Genomic DNA, 20013 nt, shown 5'->3' with positions numbered 1-20013 from the left:
GTTCAAAAGTAATTAATTTGATGACAGCTTCTATCGCTGGTCACTAATTTGTAACAATTCCAAATTTCCAAAATGGCAAAGCAATTCGGTATCGACGATTACATCGCAGGAATCAAAGCGTCTGACAAACGGATTCTTGGCAAAGCCATTACACTCATCGAAAGTAAAAAAGCAGAGCATAGAGATCTGGCCGACCAACTTTTGAAAGCGATTCTGCCTCTCACTGGAAAGTCGATCAGAATTGGAATTACTGGCGTTCCCGGCGCTGGAAAATCTACTTTTATAGAAACATTTGGAAAATTAGCGATTGAAAAAGGAAAAAAGGTCGCGGTTTTGGCCGTGGATCCGAGTTCATCTATTAACAAAGGCAGCATTCTTGGCGACAAAACCAGGATGGAAGAATTGGCGAAAGACCCAAATGCGTTTATCCGCCCAAGTCCAAGTTCTGGATTTCTTGGTGGCATTGCGAATACGACTTACGAAAGTCTCTTGATTTGTGAAGCTTCGGGTTACGATTACATTTTGATAGAAACCGTTGGCGTCGGGCAAAGTGAAACCTTGGTCAATGATATTACGGACGTGTTCCTTTTTCTGAAGATCATAGGCGGCGGGGACGAACTTCAAGGCATCAAGCGAGGCATCATGGAAATGGCAGATTTGATTTTCATTAATAAAGTCAATCCCGAAAATCTTGCAAAAGCCAAACTCACTAAAACCGAATTATCCCGAGCTTTACAATTCATCACAGCAAAAGAAAAAGATTGGAAAGTGCCAATTATATTAGGTTCAGCCTTAGAAAACGAAGGATTGACGGAAACTTTTGAAAAGATAGAAAACTTCATTTCACTCAAAAATAAGAATGGAACTTTTCTGGAAAACCGAAAAAATCAAGCTGAAAAAAGATTTGAATTTTGGGTTAAGAAATATATTTTGGAAAAAGCCAAGCGAGATCATTCATTGGAAAATTCTTACCTCGAACATAAAGAAAATGCTTCCAATCTCAAATCAAATTCGAGTTCAGAAGCAAGAGAATTTGTTAAAAAATTGTTTGGAAGTTAGTTACCGCCAACCGAAAGACTACCGTCGTAACTTATTGGTTGTCTGTCATTAGAATTAACAGAAAGAAACGCGCTTCCATTTTTGAAAATCTCCAAATTAAAAACAAAATCAACTTTATGGTCTTCCGGCGTGATTACCAAAAGTGTATTGCCTTTTTTGGTCAAAGATTGCTTGATTGCAAATTTTTTGGATTCAAATCGTATTCCACCATTGTTGACATCAGCCGGGCTTACGTTAAACGCTCTTCCGAAATATGGCAAATACACGCTGAACAAATCTTTTTTTAGATTAAAACCATAGCCGGGATCCAGATTCATTAGTCGCCCAGCGCCTGCTCCTCCAGGGAATGAATTTAGAATATTGTTCACACTATTGTTGTCCAGAGGAAATGCTTTTGTTGCGTTGTAGTTGAATTCCCTCTTTTCGATGGCAGAACTCAAACTCGCTTGATCCAAATAAGTTGTACTTCCACAACTAATAGTCATTAATGCTACACTGAATATTAATATGATTGTTTTCATTTTCATTGTTTTAGAAAGTTATAGATGCAAGAATGATGCAACTTTTAGATGTGATAAAAGCGGAAAGGTTAATGGCTGCGTTCCAAATCTTTTCTGGCCTCACTGAAAAGCTTTAATATTTTATCTTCTTCATTTTCCCAACAAAGCTCGTCAGAAGCCACATTCAGGTTGTGAAGATAGAATGCTTTTCCATTTTTTAACACCAAATTTATTTTTTCAGCAAGATGTTCTGGCGAATGATTTTCTATAATTTCTCCCACTCCGAAATTGTTAACAATGTTTGTCATTTCTGGAAAATTAGAAACCACTACAGGAACTCGCGATTGGATGTAATCTGAAATTTTATTTGGTAAAGAATAATAATAGCTAAGTCCTTTATTTTCCTCAATACTCAATCCCACGTCAGCTTTCGGCGTAATCTCACGAAGATCTGCAGGTCGCAGTTTTCCCAAGAATTTTACTTTATCTTCCACTTTTGCATCCTCCGCAATTTTTTTAAATTCCGATTCCATTGGTCCACCGCCAGCAATCCATAGCTCAGCATTGTCAATCGATTGCATTGCGAGAATGGCTTTGTCGATTCCTCTTGAATAATTCAACCAACCTTGATAAAGAATTACTTTTTTCGAGTTTTCTTTGATTCCTGTAAACTCGATTTTCCTTGGTAAATTATTGATGACAACTGGTTTATTAATATCATATTCTTTTACAAACCAATTGGCGTAGGAATTACTTGCCGCGATCATTCTTTTGATTTTCGGGACAAATGTCTTTTCAATTTTCTTCCAAACGTGCTTCACCCAACGGCCTTGGATGGTTGGCATTTCTGTGAAGATCTCGTGGCTGTCGAAAATGATTGGAATGTTGAGTTTTTTGGAAATCAGATAATTTGGCATTAAAGTTTCCAGATCATTGGCCAGTAAAATGGTCTTATTGTCAGTATTTTTTAAAATTTCTTTGTACAATTTTCTCTGAAATTCGATGTAGGCAAATCGCAGTTTTTTTGATCTTAATTCAATCCTGAAAAAAGAATATGGTCGTTCCATTTCCGGCGCTCCCAGCCAGTTGCATCCAATCAGAACAGGTTCGTAACCATTATCACAAAGTGTTTTGCATACTTTTTCCACACGCTGGTCGGTATACAGATTATTAAAAACACTGACGATAACTTTCATTTTAATTCTTTTTCAAAATATTATAGATTTGGATCACTGCAAGCACAGCATTGGGAATGATGATTGGCAAAAGCATTCCACTGTAGATCCCGTAAATAACAAAACAGATGCAACCCAATAAATTGACGGTTCTTATCGTTTTAATATCTTTAAGCAAAAAGCTGACTACCACGAAAATCGAGGCCAAGTAACCAACATATTCGGACCAATTATTCATCTGGTGTTTTTTGAGGTTTACAAACCTAAACAATTTTATAAAAAAATCAAGTCATAAAGTCCGTTTTTTTCTAATGGCAATCTATTTGCAAACAAATATTTAAATTTTACAATAATTAATTGTAGGATTTATCATAAAAAACATAACTTAGTGTATAATTTTTAATTATGGATTATAAATTTTCAGACGGTTTGAACCGCGTGTTCAAGCAAAGCAAAAATGAAGCAAGGCGTTTGCAGAGTGAATTTCTGAATACTGAACATTTCCTTTTAGGAATCATCAAAACTGAAAATTCTGCAAAGGAGATCCTCGAAAGTCTAAGCGCAGATCTTACCCAGATAAAGAGAAAAATAGAAACCCTGAGCTCTGTAAACTCAAATCCGTTTACAGCGAATATGGGAAGCATTTCTTTTACAAAAATGGCCGATCAGGCCGTGAAAAGATCTGAATTGGAATGTCGCCAATATCAATCTTCCGATATCAATACGGTGCACCTGTTGTTAGGTATTCTTTATAAACAAGAGGATCCAACGGCCAATATCTTACAGGCTTACGATATCGATTATGACGCGGTCCAAAAAGCATACAGAACGATGTTGAAAAACACCGATCAGTTGCCACAGAATAGTGCGTACGACGATGACGAGGAAAAAGAAGAACCTTACAGCCAAATGAAAAAGCCTACAGGAAATCTTGGCGCTCAGAAAAGTAAAACCCCAACTTTGGACAACTTCGGTCGTGATCTAACTTCTCTCGCAAGAGATGGAAAACTGGATCCGGTTATCGGTCGTGAAAAAGAGATTGAAAGGGTTTCTCAAATCTTATCAAGAAGAAAGAAAAACAATCCGCTTTTGATTGGTGAGCCCGGTGTTGGTAAATCAGCCATCGCAGAAGGTTTGGCTTTGAGAATTCAGCAGAAGAAAGTTTCTCGAGTTCTTTATGGAAAGAGAGTTATTACTCTTGATCTCGCAAGTTTAGTTGCTGGAACCAAATATCGTGGACAATTCGAAGAGAGAATGAAAGCGATCATGACAGAATTGGAGAAAAACCGCGATGTCATCCTTTTCATTGATGAGTTGCACACGATTGTTGGCGCTGGAAGTTCTACCGGAAGTTTGGACGCTTCCAATATGTTCAAACCGGCTTTGGCAAGAGGTGAGATCCAATGTATTGGTGCTACAACGCTTGACGAGTACAGACAATATATCGAGAAAGATGGAGCTTTGGAACGTCGTTTCCAAAAGGTGATGGTAGAACCAACTACGGTAGACGAAACCATTCAGATCCTTCATCAGATCAAAGATAAATATGAGGACCATCACAATGTTCATTACACAGATGAGGCCATCCAAGCTTGTGTGAATTTGACAGCGAGATATATCACAGACAGATTCCTACCAGACAAAGCGATTGATGCGATGGACGAAGCCGGATCTAGAGTTTACATAAAAAACATGAAAGTTCCTTCTGAGATCATCGAGCACGAAACACGCATCGAAGAAGTGAAGGAATTGAAACAGCAAGCAGTGAAAGCCCAAGATTACCTTGAAGCAAGAAAACTGAAAGACGAGGAAGAAAGACTTCAAATCGAATTAAATCTTGCTCAGGAACAGTGGGACAAAGACGTCAAAGAGAAAAAAGAAGAAGTGACCGAAGAAAGTGTTGCGGAAGTGGTTTCTATGATGAGTGGCGTTCCTGTAACGAAAGTTGGTAAAAATGAGCTTGATAAACTGGCTCAGATGGATGAGAAACTTAATGGAAAAGTTATCGGTCAGGAAGACGCTGTGAAAAAAGTGGTGAAAGCCATTCAAAGAAACAGAGCTGGTCTTAAAGATCCAAACAGACCAATTGGAACATTCATTTTCCTTGGAACAACTGGTGTTGGTAAAACCGAATTAGCCAAAGTAATGGCTCGCGAATTATTCGAATCTGACGAATCATTAATCAGAATCGATATGAGTGAGTATATGGAGAAATTTGCTGTATCAAGATTGGTTGGTGCGCCTCCAGGATACGTTGGTTATGAAGAAGGTGGACAATTAACAGAAGCTGTCAGAAGAAAACCTTACGCAGTCGTACTTTTGGACGAAATCGAGAAAGCGCATCCGGATGTTTTCAATATCTTATTGCAGATTTTGGACGAAGGTTTTGTAACGGATTCATTAGGTAGAAAAATTGATTTTAGAAATACAATCATCATTCTGACTTCGAATATCGGAACCAGAGACCTGAAAGACTTCGGAGATGGTGTAGGATTCGGAACCAATGCGAAGAAAACAAATACCGATGCAAGAGCAAGGTCTACGATTGAGAACGCTTTGAAGAAGGCATTTGCACCTGAATTCCTTAATAGAATTGATGACATTGTAATCTTTAACTCTTTAGAGCAGAAAGACATCAAAAAAATCATTGATCTTGAGCTTGGAAAACTTTACAGCAGACTTGAAAAATTAGGTTACAGAGTTGAATTGACAGAAGAAGCGAAAGATTTCATCTCAGAAAAAGGATGGGATAAAGATTTCGGAGCTAGACCTTTGAAACGTGCGATTCAGAAATACATCGAAGACTTGTTGGCCGAAATGCTTGTCAATAAGCAATTTGGAGAAGGCGAAACCGTTGTACTGAAAGTCAATGAAGCCAAAGATGGTTTGGAAGGCGAAACTGTGAAAGAAGAGCAAATCGTAAAATAAATCATTTCAAATCTATAAAAGACCACCCGCAAAGGTGGTCTTTTTTACATTATGGATTTGAACGTAAGAGATGTAATTCCACTGGCGAAGCATCTTTTATTTTTAGTAACCAATGAATTTAAAATTCATGCATCAAATGTTGCAGACAGATTAACCTAGTTTAAGGTCATTGGCTAAGGTAGAGGGTTTTGTTTTTATAATCCTATCACAAAGCCAACACTTGGTATAAATCCACTACTGAAAATACTACTTCTCTCCTTCCAAAGCACATTGTACATTATGCCGAATTGTGCAAACGCATTATTCCCAATGGATTGCATATATCCACCACCGAGATATAGTGCAGTTTCATCTGTAGAATATTTGTAATTGTTAAATTTTTCTGTTGAATTAATGAAATACTGCTGAAGATTGGCGCCAACGAAAAACGAGCGTGCAAAGTAATAATTCGCAAAAGGCCCAACGCCGAACATCGTCGATTTGTAGAAATCTGAGGTTTGCCAGGAAACATTTCCAACCATTCCGCCTTCCAACTGATCTGTGATTTTATAACCAACTCTCGGAGAAACTTGCAGGTTAAACGAACTGTTACTTCCAAAACCCAAACCCAATCCGCCACCAAAAGTCCATCTGTTGGCCGATGCTTGTGGACTCATTGCAATCTGGGAAAAGCAGAAAAGACTCAGCAAAATTAAACTTAAAGTAAATAATTTCTTCATAAGATTGTTTTTATCGATGCTTAAAATTAAGGTTTTTTTGCGAAACTTTTTAATCGTATTTTTGCATCCTCAAACTAAGAACTCCCGTCAAGAGTTTCGTAAAATTGAAATCAAATGAAAATAGTAGTTGGCCTCTCCGGAGGCGTAGATTCCAGTGTGACAGCTTATCTTTTACAGCAACAAGGTCACGAAGTTATTGCACTTTTTATGCGAAACTGGAACGATGCATCGGTAACATTGGAAGACGAATGCCCTTGGATCGAAGACAGCAATGATGCGCTTCTCGTCGCACAAAAATTAGGAATTCCTTATCAGGTCATCGATATGAGCGAGCTCTACAAGGAGCGAATCGTGGATTATATGTTTGACGAATATCAAAAAGGTAGAACGCCAAATCCTGATGTACTTTGCAACCGCGAAGTGAAATTCGATGTGTTTATGAAAACAGCTTTATCGCTTGGTGCTGAGAAAGTTGCGACCGGACATTACGCGCGATTGACTTCTACTTTTGATGAAAACGGGAAAGAAATTTTTCATCTTTTGGCTGGAAAAGATAATAACAAAGACCAAAGTTATTTCCTTTGTCAATTAAGCCAAGACCAATTATCAAAAGCGTTGTTCCCAATTGGAGAATTGACGAAACCTGAAGTTCGTGAAATCGCTAAAGAAATCGGATTGGTAACGGCTGATAAGAAAGATTCTCAGGGACTTTGTTTTATTGGAAAGGTGAGTTTACCAACTTTTCTTCAGCAACAATTGGTTCCGAAAGAAGGTGAAATTGTAGAAATCTTCAATGATTTTGCTGAATACCATAAAGAAACGCCAACTTTTAATTCAAAATTAGAAGAGCTGGAATATCTGTCTGCGAAAATCAATTATAAGAAAGAGGACGGAAAAGTGATTGGCAAGCATCAAGGGGCGCAGTTTTTCACCATTGGTCAAAGTAAAGGTTTGGGAATTGGAGGTCATAAGGAATCTTGTTTCATCATCTCGAGAGAAATGGAAAACAACATCATCTTCGTAGGTGAGGGGAAAAATTTCCCTGGACTTTTCCGCAAAGCTTTGAAAATCGATAATTCAGAAGTTCACTGGGTTCGAGAAGATTTGAGATTGAAAAATGGCGAATCTATGGACGTTTTGGCAAGAATCCGTTATCGTCAAACTTTGGAGAAAGCAACAATTCATCAATTCGAAAACGGATTGTATATGGAATTTGAAAATCCACAGTCGGCAATTGCTGAAGGGCAATTTGCAAGTTGGTACTTGGAGGATGAATTGATTGGAAGTGGTGTGATTTCTTAGAAATTAATAGACTTAAATAAATACAAGCTTTACGAAAATCCGTAGAGCTTGTTTCTTTTAATTCCCAGCCAACCAATCCTTAAACTCCTTCACTCGATCTCGGCTCACCGTAATTTCCTCATCCGGCTGAAACTCCAACTCAACTTTGTAATTAGGGGAAGTGTGGATATTTTTGATGTAATCCGAACTGATGATAAACTGCCTGTTCACGCGGAAAAATTTGCTTTCTTCCAAAACATTTTCCAATTCGTCCAACGTAAAATCTGTCGGGAACGTTCTTTCGCTGGTTTGGAGGTAAACGATTTTATTTTCACTGAAAAAGCAAGTGACGTCATTAATGGAAACAACTTTCAGATTATATCCAATCTTCACCAAAATCCTTGAAAGCGTTGACTTTTCTTTTCTAACGATTTGTCTGATTTCCTGTGAATTAACAGAACCTTCCTCCGGCAAGAACGATTTGAATTTCTCAATCGCTTTTCCCAAATCTTCTTCCTCAATTGGTTTCAAAAGATAATCGATGCTGTTGAGTTTGAAAGCTTTCAAAGTATATTGGTCAAAAGCCGTTGTGTAAATGATAAATGCCTTCGTAGAAACTTTATCAAAAATATCGAATGACAATCCGTCACCCAAAACGATGTCTGAAAAAATCAATTGTGGATGCTCATTATTCTGAAACCATTCTACTGATTCCTCCACAGAATTTAGGCTTGCAACAACTTGTAAATCAGAAAACAAACTCAATAATTTCTCCAGTCTTCTTACCGCTGGTTTTTCGTCTTCGATGATGATCGTTCTTATCATTTTTATAAATTTCCTTAAAAGTTAATCGAAATTAAGTAAAATATTATTTTTCCTTATCCATTAGTTCTCGAATCTTTCGCTCTTCCCAATTTTTTCCCAAAACAAATTGAGGTACAAAAACACTCAGTGCGTGCGCAAGCAAACCAATTCCCCAAAAGAATAAGGTGATGAAATTCTTATATTGAAAATAACTTTCGCCAGGTTTCAAATCTTGAATATTCATAAACACAATCAACAGATTTACAAGAACATAAATCGTCAAATGAGAATAAAAGCCTTTGAGTTTTTTCACTTTTTTCTTGGCTTCAAGATATGTAATCTCGTTTTTATCGTTGATAATTTCCATTGCTTTGTTTTTTCAGTTCTTTGTTGATCATATCTTTTTCCCAATCAGAATTGAAGAAAAATAACTTGATGCCTCGGATGGCAAGAATCAATCCCCAGATGGCGAATATGGCCGAGAACTGCATATTGCTCCAGTTTGGAAAACCGTACTTAAGATATTTAAATCCATAAAGCAAAAAGAGAACGATGAAGAACACAGCCAAACTGGTGTAGAATTTTTTGATTTTGCTGACTCTTTCCGATGCCATTTGATAGCGTAATTTTTCGTTGGTATTTTCCATTTTTTTAGTTTTTTAAAATTATTTTTGATTGTTAAGTAATTCTTTGATCTTCTTGTCTTCCCAGTTTTTACCTGTAAAAAGATAGATTGAATATCCCAAAATGCTGATTCCAAATCCGATCACAGGAAACCAAAACCATTGCAGGTCGGGCGTCGTCTGCATATTGATATAAATGAGATAAGGCACAAGAATTACGATTCCACAAAGCATTATGTAAAAAGCTTTTATTTCTTTCATTCTGGCTTTTGCCAGTTTCAGTCTAAGTTTATAACTATCATTTTCCATCACACCTTTATTTTCCGAAGTTATCTTTACTCATTATTTCCTGGATCTTCTTTTCTTCCCAGTTTTTTCCAATAGCGAAGACGTTCATTGCGTGCGCCACAACACCGATTCCCCAGCCGAGCATTGCCCAATAAAACCAAATGTGGTCCGGAGAAGTCAAGAGATTGATGATAATCAAAAATGGAATCACGATGCAGTAAGAAATCAAGTTTCCGTAGAAACCTTTCAGTTCCTTTACTCTTTTCACCGCTCTTTCGTAAGCGATATTTTCTGTGTCTGGAGAGATGTAAGTATTCATTTTTTGAGATTTTTTTTCTGTTAATATTGGGATTTTGACTTTGAAATTACTTTCTGATTCTTCTACGAAAACATTCTGGTCTGTAAGAAGTGAGTAGCGTTGAACGATGTTGGCGAGACCAATTCCGGCACTTTCTTTCAGTTGCTCTCTTTTCTGAAGGTTATTTTCTATCGAGAGATAACTGTCTTCTGAATATATTTTGATGATCAATGGTTTGCTGGATGTCGCAAAATTATGTTTGATGCAATTCTCCAATAAAAGCTGGAGCGACAGCGGAACCACGAATTTCTGTTCGTCCTCAATTTTCACTTCGAATTCAAAATCTACGCTGTCTTCGAATCTGGTTTTCAGAAGGTTACAGTAGGTTTTTGCAAATTCTATCTCGTCTGAAACCGTTACCAATTCTTTATCTTTTTGCTCCAAAACATATCTGTAAATCTTCGACATCGATGATGTGAATTTCTGAGCCTGATTCGGATTTTCATCAATCAAAGCTGACAAGACATTCAAAGAATTGAAAAGAAAATGCGGATCTAATTGATTCTTAAGACTTTCGAATTGTGCATTGGCAGAATTGGCAATCAACTTTTGCTGAACGACTTCTTTCTTCGAAGTTTTTTTCAGCTCTTCCATAAAGCCTTTGGCGTGGAGAAAAGCGGAAATCAACAAGGCAATATTTATCGTAAACCAATTCACAAAACTGTACTTTACAGAGAAGAAAGTTTCCGTCGTAGCCGTTTTCTGAATCAAAACAAAATTGATGTAGCCACACAAATAACTCACGACAACATTCACCACGATGACCAAAATGATTCCAAGTGTAACGCGCGTTCTCGTTTGCTCCGTCCAGGAAAACTTCTTGTTCAACTGCTCATTTGTAAACCCGTTGCTAAGTCCAATGAAAAAAGAATACATCAAGCAAACCAACAATCCGAAGAAAAAATTCTCTACCGTCTTCTCATCCGTATCTAAGATGAAGAAAAAAATGTTGACACCGAAGGCAACCCAAAATAGCGATATGATACTTTTCTTGTTCATTGTTTTAATTTCTTGGTTCAAAATTAGGATAGAATGAAAAGTTAAGCAATTATATATGACCGAATTGTTAAAAAAACCGACTGAACTGTAAAAAGCACAGTTGAAATCTTAAATTATCCTAAAGATTTGAAACAAAATTTCAAAAAGGAACATCTTTTGCTTTTGAAAAAATCACAAAGGAATATAATATGAACAGAAATGTAGAAATAGTTCTTGCCGGAATCTTTGGAACAGCAACTGTTCTTGGCATTTTGGTAGCAAGAAAATATTTAAAAAACAGGATTTACAACAGCGATTATTCAGACCATCATCTCTTATTCGGGCATCAGCGAAAATCTTATGCAAATCCCAATGATGGCGTAGAATTAGACGCATTCTTATAGAAACACACACTATTTAAATTATACAGATTTCCGGTTCTCACGAGCCGGATTTTTTTGTGGAAAACTTTCCGGAATTTTAAGAGAGATTTTATTTTTCTAATGATAATTTTGAAATTATTCTCTCGCTGATTTTGCAGATTCAGCAAATTATTTCTCATTGAAAATTTGCTAAAATCAATTATATCTGCGAGAAAATTAAAACTCCAATGTCAGATTTCATCCCAAAAGGGCAAGGCGCTCAACGAAATGTCGTCAACAAATTTGACCGATTCACGCACGAACCGGAAGATTTTGAATTGGATTTAATCAAAACACAAGTCACAGAAGTTTTCCCGAAAAGCATCATCAATGTCATCAAAAGTCCAGACCTGATGATGGATTATTCTATGAATCCGTACCAAGGTTGCGAGCACGGCTGTTCCTACTGTTTCGCCCGACCGACTCACGAATTTTGGGGTTACAGTGCAGGCGTTGATTTCGAAAGAAAATTGATGGTCAAGAAAAATGCGCCGGAACTTTTGGAGAAAACTTTTCAGAAGAAATCTTACGTTCCGAAAACCATTATGCTTTCTGGCAACACAGATTGTTATCAGCCGATTGAAAGACAATTTGAAATCACGCGAAAACTGCTTCAGGTTTGTTTGGATTACAGACATCCGGTTTCCATCATTACAAAAAACGCTTTGGTTCTGAGAGATATTGACATTCTCGAAAAAATGGCGGAGAAAAATTTGATTTCCGTTTCGCTCAGCATTCCGACCATCAATGAAGAACTTCGACGTGTGATGGAACCAAGAACTTCAACTGCAAAAAATAAACTGAAAGCCATAGAAGTTTTATCATCGAAAAACATTCCCGTAAATGTGATGATTGCTCCCGTGATTCCAGGATTAACAAGCGACGAAAGTCTTGGGATAATGAAAGCGGTTTCCGAAGCAGGCGCGAGAAGTTGCGGTTACACTTTGGTCAGATTGAATGACACCGTTGAACCCGTTTTCATCCAATGGCTGGAAACCCATTTCCCTGATAGAAAAGATAAAGTTCTGAATCTCATCCGCTCGATGCGAGGTGGAAATCTTGGCGAGAAAAGATATTTCCAGCGTTATCAAGGTGAAGGAAATATTGCAGAGATGATTCATAAGACCTTTGAAATTGGTAAGAAAAAGTTTTTTGCAAATCAGGAAAGAGCGAGTCTCACAACCGAACATTTCACGGGAAGCAGAACGCAACAATTGCGATTGTTTTAGGCAGAATTTCCAATGCTTTTGATTAGATTTGCATAATAAAAAACCACATAGACACAATAGTATTTATCTGCAAAATCTATTTTAACTTAAAATTCAAGTATAAATAGTGCTATGTTTCTATGTGGTTTAAAATAATATATTTATTATAGTAAGTTTTCACAAATGAAGCAATATTCCGCAAAACGAAGCATCCAAATTCTCGCACATATTCTTGAACAATACGGCATCGATAAAATCATCATTTCTCCAGGTTCCAGAAATGCGCCTTTGTCGATTCATTTTTCTGAGATTGATGCTTTCCAATGTTACAGTATTGTGGACGAAAGGTCGGCCGGATTTGTTGGTTTAGGAATTGCTAAATCTATAAAGAAACCTGTTGCACTTACTTGTACAAGTGGTTCTGCGGTTGCCAATTATTACCCTTCTGTTGTGGAAGCTTTTTATCAAAACATTCCACTTTTGATTTTGACCGCAGACAGACCTTCGGATTTTGTGGATTTATTTGATGGACAAACGATTAGACAAAAAAATATTTTCCAGCAACATTCCTACGGCGATTTCGAATTGCTGGAAGATGAGAAAGATGGCGCAGAAGATTACAACTTCGAAACCATCAAAAAAGCGGTTGAACTTTGCATCGAAAAAAGTGGTCCGGTTCACATCAATATTCCTTTGACAGAGCCACTTTACAACTTGGTAGATGAATTGCCGGTTTTGCCAACCGTCGAAAAAACAATTCAGAAAAAGACTTACGAACTTCCGACAAACTTAGTCGCAGATTGGCACACTTCCAAACGAATTTTGATTCTTGCCGGAACATTGGCGCCAAATCCAGAATTACAAGCGCAACTTTCTCAATTGGTTAAAAATCATACTGTTGTAATTTTAACGGAAATGAATTCCAATCTTCAGCACGAGAAATTTTTTGCCCACATCGACCGATATATTACAGATTTTACTGAAGAAGATTTCAGGACTTATGCGCCAGATTTGTTAATTACAATCGGGCAAAATGTTGTTTCAAAACGCGTGAAACAATTCCTTCGAAAAGCCAAACCACTGCAACATTGGCACATTGACGAGTATTGGCAACCAGATACTTACTACGCATTAACGCAAAAAATAGAAACCAAAGCTGAGATTTTCTTCTCCAAATTGTTGAAAGCCATCAACTTGGAACCAAGACCATTTTTCAATCTTTGGGACGTTTTGAAGGATAAAAAAGATGCGAAACACGAGGAGTTTTTGAACAAGGCGCCTTTCTCAGATTTTTATTTGTTTAAGCTTTTGTCCACTCAAATTCCTGAAAATTACAAGATTCATTTTTCCAATTCGTCAGCGATTCGATATGCGCAATTGTTTGATTATCAGAAGCACGACGTCTATTGCAACCGAGGAACCAGCGGAATCGACGGTTGTACTTCTACCGCGATGGGATTTGCGATGATGGAAGATGAACCTACGATTTTGATAACTGGAGATTTGTCATTTTTCTACGACATCAACGGACTTTGGAACCAATATATTCCACCTTACACGAGAATTGTGATTTTCAACAATGCAGAAGGAAACATCTTCAAAATCATTCCTGGACCAAGTGGAACCAATGCTTTGGACGAGTTTATCGCCACGAAACATAACAGAAACGCAGAATTATTGGCGAAAAACTTTGGCTTTGATTATACGAAAGTGGAAGACGAAATCACCTTGGACAGAGTGTTACCCAACTTCTTCAAACCCAATCCGAAACCAAAGATTTTAGAAGTAATGACGTCGGAATGTAATAATGCGGATATTTTGAAGCAGTATTTTGCGGAATTGAAGTAAATTGTCTCGCAGATTCAGCAGATTACACAGATTTTAAAAATCTGCAAAATTTGCAAAATCTGCGAGAATTAAAGATTCTTTAGAAATTCAAAACTCCAAATCCGTTTCCTCTTTCGGCAGATTGATGATTTTCTCAATTGGATAAATAAACATTTCATCAAAATCATTCAAAGCGTTAATCAATTGAAAATGAGAAAATTCTTTGATATTTTCGATTGTAATTTCGGTTTCCTTAATTTTTTTCGAGGCCAATAAACTTTGTCGCATTATGCCATTCAGAAGATAAGTTTTCGGGGTGAACCAAGTTTTATCTTTCAGGAAAAGGAGATTGGAATAGGACGTGTCTGTGATTTGATTTTCTTTGATGATGATGATTTCTTCGGCGCCACTTTTTTCTTTTAATATTTGAAATTGCGTTCTGTCGGCTGATTTGAAGCTGTAATCAATTTCATTATCTATGACCAATTCAAAATCATCGTGTTCCGAAATGGCGTGCGGAAGAATTTGCGTTTTGAAATTGTTTTCCAAATCATATTCGATTCGGAATTTGTAAAGTCCATCTTCATCGTGTTCGAGGTTTAAGAATAAACTTTTAATATCAATTGTACACGATTTTCCGAAATGGGAAAATGTCTCATTCATTCTTTTTTGATGAAGTTCTGCCAGGAAGATTTTCTGGTCTTCCACTTTGATGCTTTCAATAAATCGGGACATAAATTTTGTTTTTCATTTCTTCGTATTCGCTTTCTAAGTCGCTTTGGTGCGTGATTCCACCTCCACTTTTGAAAAATAGTTTTCCATTTTCTTTTTCAATAAATCTTATCATCACGCAGGAATCAAGATTTTTTCCATCAAAATAGCCTGCAATTCCGGTGTAAAAACCTCGGTCATATTTCTCAGCTTCGAGGATGATTTCCAAAGTTTTTGGTTTTGGAGCACCGAGAATAGAACCAGCTGGCAAGAGTTTTTGGAGAATTGAACCAATTTTGTTTTGAAATTCTGGTTTGATTTCGCCTTCGATTTCGGAACTCATTGCGAGGAGATTTTTTTGTTTTGTTTTGATGAAATCGATTCTTTGAAAATCTTTGACGCGAACGTTGTTGGCTACCATACTCAAATCGTTTCTCAGCAAATCGACAACGGTGTAATGTTCCGCTTTTTCCTTCGGGTCATTTTTCAAAATGTTCTCTGCATTTTCGATTTCCGCGTCGATTGTTCCTTTCATTGGATGCGTAAAAATGTTATTATCAATGATTTCGATGAACGTTTCAGGGGAAAAACAGACGAATTCATCTGGAACCAGGATTTTGTATTTGGCTTTTGAAAATTTGAAAATATCTTCCAAGGTCAAGTTGGTTTCAATTTCGGTTTTTCGGGTGTAATTGGTGAGATAGGAATTTCCTTTTTTTAAATTTTCCTGGACAATTTTAAATCCTTTTTGATAATCTTCTAGTGTTTCTGGGAATGATTTCCATTCAAAGTTTGGAATTGTCGCGTACTCATTGGAAACGTTTGTAATATTTTGAAAATCAATTAATAAACTATTATTTTGAATATCAGTTTGAGTGAAAATCCTAACTTCATCCATCAAAAAATCGATTAAGAAAAAAAAGGGTTCTTTTCTTTCTGACAACTCGTTCATTCTTTGAAACTGTGGATTTTGAAACATTAAACAAAAATAGAGAAAAGTCTTCTAAAAAATTGGAAATGGTTGTTAAGAACAACAAATCCCGCAACCCTGCCTGCGTGGACTCTTCGAGAACCTCTGAGTGACAATTGGGAACCCTTCGGCTTCGCTCAGGATAAACTACAGGCAGATAAGTTGCCCAAAATAAAATCGTCAATTGCGATAGTCCTTAATTAATGGTTACTTTTGCAAAAAATTTTGAGAATGACGACGCCAAAACCGGAAATCGGGAAAATACTGACAGAAGCATACGAATATTGGATGAAAACTTTGCCGTTTCAGTTTTTGTTTTGTGTGATTTATTTTGCTATAACGCTTTTTGCAGGCTCTTACGCATTCCGATACTACGGACTTTTTGAAGAAGTTCAGAAGTTTCAGGGCTTGATCTATACGGATGGAAAAGCCTTTTTCAATAGATATGGCGAGCTGATGCAAACCGACAATGCGATTTTGTTTTTGCAAGTGATGATTGTCGTCAAAGCGGTGATTTTCCCTTTGAATATCGGTTTTCTGAAGATCTACAGAAAGTTGGATCTTGGCGAGAAACCAGAAACAAGCGACCTTTTTGCAGGATTTCAAGGGAGTTATTTTTTCGTTTTTGTGACCTATTCGCTTGCGTGGAGTCTGGTCAATAATTTCCTTTCCGTCTTTACTTTACTGTGGATTCCGATGGCTTTGTTTGTTCCGGCTTTGATTTTCTTCAAGGGTTTTAATTATTTTCAATCTTTCAAAATCAGTGTGCAGACTTTTCAAAAAAATTTCGTTCTTCTTTTTATTGCTATGATTGTTTCAATTCTGTTTTCTTATAGCGGTTTTATTATGTTTTTCTTTGGAATATTCATCACGTTTCCGTTTTGGAACGCGATGATCTATGTCCTTTACAAACATTTAATCGGGGATTTTGAAGAATAATTGTTTATGAGTTAATTTGATTCAAGAAAATTTTGTGTAGATTTGATTATAAACTACAAAATCAAACTATATGGAAAATTTTACCGAATTCGATTCGCCTGCCAACGTACCAACGCAGGAAACCGGAAACATCATTTCTCACGCATTAGAAATCTTCAAGAACAGCTTTTTGTACTGCTTTCTTGCGGTCGTGATCTACTTTTTGCTAAGTCTTGTCATTCAATTGTTGACTGGCTTTGATTCTCGATCATTGGTAGAAGAAGCACAGGCTGCTGGAGGAAGTTTTGGCTACTCAGATATCATAGCCGCTCCTGGTTTTGCATTATACAGTGGTGCCAATTTTTTCTTAACATTGCTTCTGACGCCTATTTTTGTGAGTTTGATCTATGTTGCCAACAAATCAAATTTCAAGCAACCAATTGTGGTTTCTGATATCTTTTTTGCTTACAGACAAAACTTTATCAACATCCTTATCTATGCTTTGATTACGCAGATTGCACTGTTTATTTTATTAATAATGTGTGTTTTGCCAGCAATCTTCATTATGCCTTTCTTTTTCCTTGGTTATCCGATCTTACTTTTTGAAAAGGCAAGTGCTATTGATGCGCTTAAAAAATCTTTTGCTATCGTTCAGGCAAATTATGGCACAGTTTTAATTACTGCATTGTTGGCCGGACTTATTAGCATTGCCGGAATCATTCTTTGTTGCGTGGGAGTTTACCTTACTATTCCTTTCGTTTACATTGCAATGTATTCTACTTATTGTGCTTACCAAGGTGCGCCAAGACAAATAGATTAACATCAAATAAACTTTAAAACTATGTCAGATTCCGAGAAACAAATTGACTCTGTTGTTATTAAACAGATTGCTTTAATTATTTTAATTTGCGTTTTTGTCGGTTTGATTTGTTGGAATCTGGCCTTGTTCATTCCATCTTTCTTAGGAGCTGTTACGCTTTACATCGTTTGTAGAAAGTACAACAATTACCTTGTAGAAGAAAAGCACTGGAAACCTTGGCTTGCGGCAACCGTAATTATGGTTGCTTCCTTGATTATCCTCATCCTGCCTGTTTATTTTATCGTAGATATGCTGGTACAGAAGATGGATAATGCACAGGTTTATATGGAAAAGTTCAATGTTTTTCTGGAGAAGATTCATCAATTTATCTATCAGAAAGTTGGATTTGATATTCTAAGCAAAGAAAATATAACGAAAGTTACCAACTTTGCCGGAGGCTTATCTACAAAGGCTCTTAGCACGACGGTGAATACATTTACAGTCATTATGTCGATGTATTTTATCTTGTACTTTATGTTTGTGAGAGCACGTGTATTTGAGAGAATCGTTGCGAAAGCAATGCCTTTCAAAAGATCCAACACACAATTATTAGGTAATAAGTTCACAAAACTAGTGATGGCAAATGCGATTGGAATTCCAGTTGTAGCCATCGGCCAAGGTGTGGTAGCATTGATTGGTTATTGGATTTTTGGAGCACCGAGTGCCATCCTTTTGTTTGCTCTGACAGCCGTTGCATCGATGCTTCCCGTGGTTGGAGCTGCGATTGTCTATGTTCCTGTTGCGATCTATATGATTGCAGAAGGACAAACAGGACAAGGTGTCGGCGTTTTGATCTACGGACTTATTGTTGTTGGGCTTACAGATAATTTGTTGAGATTTACATTATTGAAACGATTGGAAGATATCCATCCACTTGTGACAGTTTTCGGAATTATTTTGGGTATCAATTTGTTTGGATTTATGGGATTGGTTTTTGGTCCTATTTTAATGTCAATTACAGTTTTACTGATCCAAGTTTATAGAGATGAATTCTCTGATGAAGACACCCCGCCATCTCTACAATTGCCTGCTAATAAAGATGATCTCGAAGATAAAATTGATTTAATTGTTTAAAAATGGAAGGTTTGAATCCTGAAATTCTAAAAGAAATCTGCCAAGTCAGAATGCCTTTTGGAAAATACAAAGACACAATTCTCGCAGACTTGCCGATCAATTATCTTGAATGGTTTCAAAGTCAAGGAATGCCGAAGGGGAAATTGGGAATGCAACTATCTACAATCTACGAAATCAAGATCAATGGTTTGATGGATTTGTTAACTCCGATCCGTGGAAAAGTCAGTTATTCTAAAGATAAAAAAACGACTTATAAGTTTTAATTAATGAAAATTAAAAAAAAAATTAATACTGCCAGACGATCTCTGATGAGACGTCTCACCAAAAACATTGGTAAATCTAATGCAGGTATTAAAAACAATCAAAATACTAAAATCCAAAGAATTTTAATCTCAAGACCCAATCACAGATTAGGAAACCTTTTGCTTTTAACACCTTTGGTTCAGGAAGTTATCAATACATTTCCAGATAGCAGAATCGATCTTTTTGTAAAAGGTGGTGTGACTCCGATCATCTACAAAAATTACAAAAACATTCATCGCTACAACCAGCTTCCCAAGAAACCTTTTAGCAGTTTAGGCAAATACATCAAAGGTTGGTTTCAATTGAAGTTTCGGAAATATGACTTGGCGATCAACTCCAATCCGGGCTCGTCTTCAGGGAGATTGTCGATTCTTGCTACCAATGCGACATACAAGTTTTTTGGTGATCATGATGACGAGCTGAACTCAAAATATCCGGATTACAACCACGATGCAAAGAAGACAATTTACAATCTTCGAAAATATCTGACCGAATTAGGCTTTCCCGAAAACAATTCTGAAATCCCACCATTAAAAATAATTCTCGACCAAGAAGAACTTGAAACAGGTAGAGCGAATGTTCAGAAAATCGTTCAAAACAACAAGAAAACAATTTGTCTGTTTACCAACGCAACGGGCGCCAAAATCTATTCGGAAGAATGGTGGAACACTTTCTATGAAAAACTCAAAACTGCCTTTCCTGATTACAATATCATCGAACTTTTGCCTGTCGAAAACATATCGAAATTGAATTTCAAAATCCCCAATTTCTATAGTACAGACATTCGGGAAATGGGAGGTTTCTTAGCAAATTGTGCGCTTTTTGTAGCGGCTGATAATGGCGTGATGCACCTTGCAAGTTCTGTAAACGTCCCGACTATAGGACTTTTCAAAGTAACGGATGAGACGATGTACCAACCTTATAACGACAAAAGTTTTTCCATCAATACAAATAATGTGGATCAGGATAAAGTAATCGACCTCATCAAAACGTCTTTATAATATTAGA

The 20013-nt window shown here is 36.9% G+C and carries 22 protein-coding genes; 11 read left to right on the top strand and 11 right to left on the bottom strand.

Annotation, left to right across the window (positions count from 1 at the left end):
* Positions 1-72: 72 nt before the first annotated feature.
* Positions 73-1059 carry a methylmalonyl Co-A mutase-associated GTPase MeaB gene (meaB, locus tag IO90_RS02835; RefSeq protein WP_034963712.1) on the top strand — a complete coding sequence of 329 codons (987 nt, stop codon included), beginning with the start codon at positions 73-75 and terminating at the stop codon, positions 1057-1059.
* On the opposite strand, the gene IO90_RS02830 is transcribed toward meaB, so the two are convergent.
* The 3 genes from IO90_RS02830 to IO90_RS02820 form a co-directional block, all read right to left on the bottom strand.
* Positions 1056-1580, bottom strand: a complete 525-nt coding sequence (locus tag IO90_RS02830) for a DUF4251 domain-containing protein (protein WP_165570235.1) — start codon at positions 1578-1580, stop codon at positions 1056-1058. The two genes, meaB and IO90_RS02830, sit on opposite strands and share 4 nt — an antisense overlap.
* A gap of 68 nt (positions 1581-1648) precedes the next feature.
* Positions 1649-2755, bottom strand: a complete 1107-nt coding sequence (locus tag IO90_RS02825; protein WP_034963708.1) for a glycosyltransferase — start codon at positions 2753-2755, stop codon at positions 1649-1651.
* 1 nt (position 2756) lies between these two features.
* Positions 2757-2972 (bottom strand): hypothetical protein, encoded by a 216-nt coding sequence (locus tag IO90_RS02820; protein WP_034963706.1) that lies wholly within the window; start codon positions 2970-2972, stop codon positions 2757-2759.
* A gap of 167 nt (positions 2973-3139) precedes the next feature.
* On the opposite strand from IO90_RS02820, the gene IO90_RS02815 reads away from it, so the two are divergent.
* Entirely contained in the window at positions 3140-5662 is a 2523-nt protein-coding gene (locus IO90_RS02815) for an ATP-dependent Clp protease ATP-binding subunit (RefSeq protein ID WP_034963704.1), read from the top strand.
* A 194-nt stretch (positions 5663-5856) separates the two neighbouring features.
* On the opposite strand, the gene IO90_RS02810 is transcribed toward IO90_RS02815, so the two are convergent.
* Positions 5857-6381: a hypothetical protein gene (locus tag IO90_RS02810; RefSeq protein WP_034963703.1), complete on the bottom strand. Its 525-nt coding sequence runs from the start codon at positions 6379-6381 to the stop codon at positions 5857-5859.
* A 114-nt stretch (positions 6382-6495) separates the two neighbouring features.
* On the opposite strand from IO90_RS02810, the gene mnmA reads away from it, so the two are divergent.
* On the top strand, positions 6496-7683 hold the full coding sequence (mnmA, locus tag IO90_RS02805) for a tRNA 2-thiouridine(34) synthase MnmA (RefSeq protein ID WP_034963701.1): 1188 nt from the start codon (positions 6496-6498) through the stop codon (positions 7681-7683).
* A 57-nt stretch (positions 7684-7740) separates the two neighbouring features.
* Here the strand turns inward: mnmA and IO90_RS02800 are convergent, their stop codons facing one another.
* From IO90_RS02800 to IO90_RS02780, 5 genes are read right to left on the bottom strand one after another with little or no spacing between them, the layout of a single operon-like run.
* Positions 7741-8487 (bottom strand): LytR/AlgR family response regulator transcription factor, encoded by a 747-nt coding sequence (locus IO90_RS02800; protein WP_081871762.1) that lies wholly within the window; start codon positions 8485-8487, stop codon positions 7741-7743.
* 43 nt (positions 8488-8530) lie between these two features.
* Positions 8531-8833, bottom strand: coding sequence for a 2TM domain-containing protein (locus IO90_RS02795; RefSeq protein WP_034963699.1), 303 nt, complete (start codon positions 8831-8833; stop codon positions 8531-8533).
* Complete coding sequence (locus IO90_RS02790) at positions 8814-9113, bottom strand: 2TM domain-containing protein (RefSeq protein ID WP_034963697.1); 300 nt, start codon at positions 9111-9113, stop codon at positions 8814-8816. The genes IO90_RS02795 and IO90_RS02790 overlap by 20 nt, the downstream gene beginning before the upstream one ends.
* An 18-nt stretch (positions 9114-9131) precedes the next feature.
* Positions 9132-9398 (bottom strand): 2TM domain-containing protein, encoded by a 267-nt coding sequence (locus tag IO90_RS02785; RefSeq protein ID WP_034963695.1) that lies wholly within the window; start codon positions 9396-9398, stop codon positions 9132-9134.
* A gap of 7 nt (positions 9399-9405) precedes the next feature.
* Entirely contained in the window at positions 9406-10734 is a 1329-nt protein-coding gene (locus IO90_RS02780) for a 2TM domain-containing protein (RefSeq protein WP_034963693.1), read from the bottom strand.
* A 188-nt stretch (positions 10735-10922) separates the two neighbouring features.
* Here IO90_RS02780 and IO90_RS02775 point away from each other — a divergent pair, with 188 nt between their 5' ends.
* The 3 genes from IO90_RS02775 to menD all read left to right on the top strand — a co-directional run bounded on the left by IO90_RS02775 (position 10923) and on the right by menD (position 14191).
* Positions 10923-11117, top strand: coding sequence for a hypothetical protein (locus tag IO90_RS02775; protein ID WP_034963691.1), 195 nt, complete (start codon positions 10923-10925; stop codon positions 11115-11117).
* Positions 11118-11323: 206 nt separating this feature from the next.
* On the top strand, positions 11324-12364 hold the full coding sequence (locus tag IO90_RS02770; RefSeq protein ID WP_034963689.1) for a PA0069 family radical SAM protein: 1041 nt from the start codon (positions 11324-11326) through the stop codon (positions 12362-12364).
* A 162-nt stretch (positions 12365-12526) separates the two neighbouring features.
* Complete coding sequence (gene menD, locus IO90_RS02765) at positions 12527-14191, top strand: 2-succinyl-5-enolpyruvyl-6-hydroxy-3-cyclohexene-1-carboxylic-acid synthase (protein WP_034963687.1); 1665 nt, start codon at positions 12527-12529, stop codon at positions 14189-14191.
* Between the two features lie 87 nt (positions 14192-14278).
* Here the strand turns inward: menD and IO90_RS02760 are convergent, their stop codons facing one another.
* Together IO90_RS02760 and IO90_RS02755 are read right to left on the bottom strand one after the other, a co-directional pair.
* The gene (locus tag IO90_RS02760; RefSeq protein ID WP_034963686.1) at positions 14279-14905 is read right to left on the bottom strand and encodes an aminotransferase class IV; all 627 of its coding nucleotides are present in this window, start codon (positions 14903-14905) and stop codon (positions 14279-14281) included.
* Positions 14889-15833 carry an aminodeoxychorismate synthase component I gene (locus IO90_RS02755; RefSeq protein ID WP_410492582.1) on the bottom strand — a complete coding sequence of 315 codons (945 nt, stop codon included), beginning with the start codon at positions 15831-15833 and terminating at the stop codon, positions 14889-14891. Before IO90_RS02755 ends, IO90_RS02760 begins: the two co-directional genes overlap by 17 nt.
* Positions 15834-16082: 249 nt before the next feature.
* Here IO90_RS02755 and IO90_RS02750 point away from each other — a divergent pair, with 249 nt between their 5' ends.
* The 5 genes from IO90_RS02750 to IO90_RS02730 all read left to right on the top strand — a co-directional run bounded on the left by IO90_RS02750 (position 16083) and on the right by IO90_RS02730 (position 20006).
* The gene (locus IO90_RS02750) at positions 16083-16790 is read left to right on the top strand and encodes a hypothetical protein (RefSeq protein ID WP_034963682.1); all 708 of its coding nucleotides are present in this window, start codon (positions 16083-16085) and stop codon (positions 16788-16790) included.
* 70 nt (positions 16791-16860) lie between these two features.
* Positions 16861-17589 (top strand): beta-carotene 15,15'-monooxygenase, encoded by a 729-nt coding sequence (locus IO90_RS02745; protein ID WP_034963680.1) that lies wholly within the window; start codon positions 16861-16863, stop codon positions 17587-17589.
* 21 nt (positions 17590-17610) lie between these two features.
* Positions 17611-18702 (top strand): AI-2E family transporter, encoded by a 1092-nt coding sequence (locus IO90_RS02740; RefSeq protein ID WP_034963677.1) that lies wholly within the window; start codon positions 17611-17613, stop codon positions 18700-18702.
* An 11-nt stretch (positions 18703-18713) separates the two neighbouring features.
* A complete protein-coding gene (locus IO90_RS02735; RefSeq protein ID WP_051878268.1) occupies positions 18714-18965 on the top strand; it encodes a DUF3820 family protein in 252 nt (83 codons plus the stop codon).
* A gap of 3 nt (positions 18966-18968) precedes the next feature.
* Positions 18969-20006: a glycosyltransferase family 9 protein gene (locus IO90_RS02730; RefSeq protein ID WP_034963675.1), complete on the top strand. Its 1038-nt coding sequence runs from the start codon at positions 18969-18971 to the stop codon at positions 20004-20006.
* The last annotated feature ends 7 nt before the right edge of the window (positions 20007-20013 follow it).

It is taken from the genome of Chryseobacterium sp. FH1 (assembly GCF_000735135.1).
Classification (GTDB): Bacteria; Bacteroidota; Bacteroidia; order Flavobacteriales; family Weeksellaceae; genus Epilithonimonas.
This window is presented reverse-complemented; position numbering and strand designations above follow the sequence as displayed.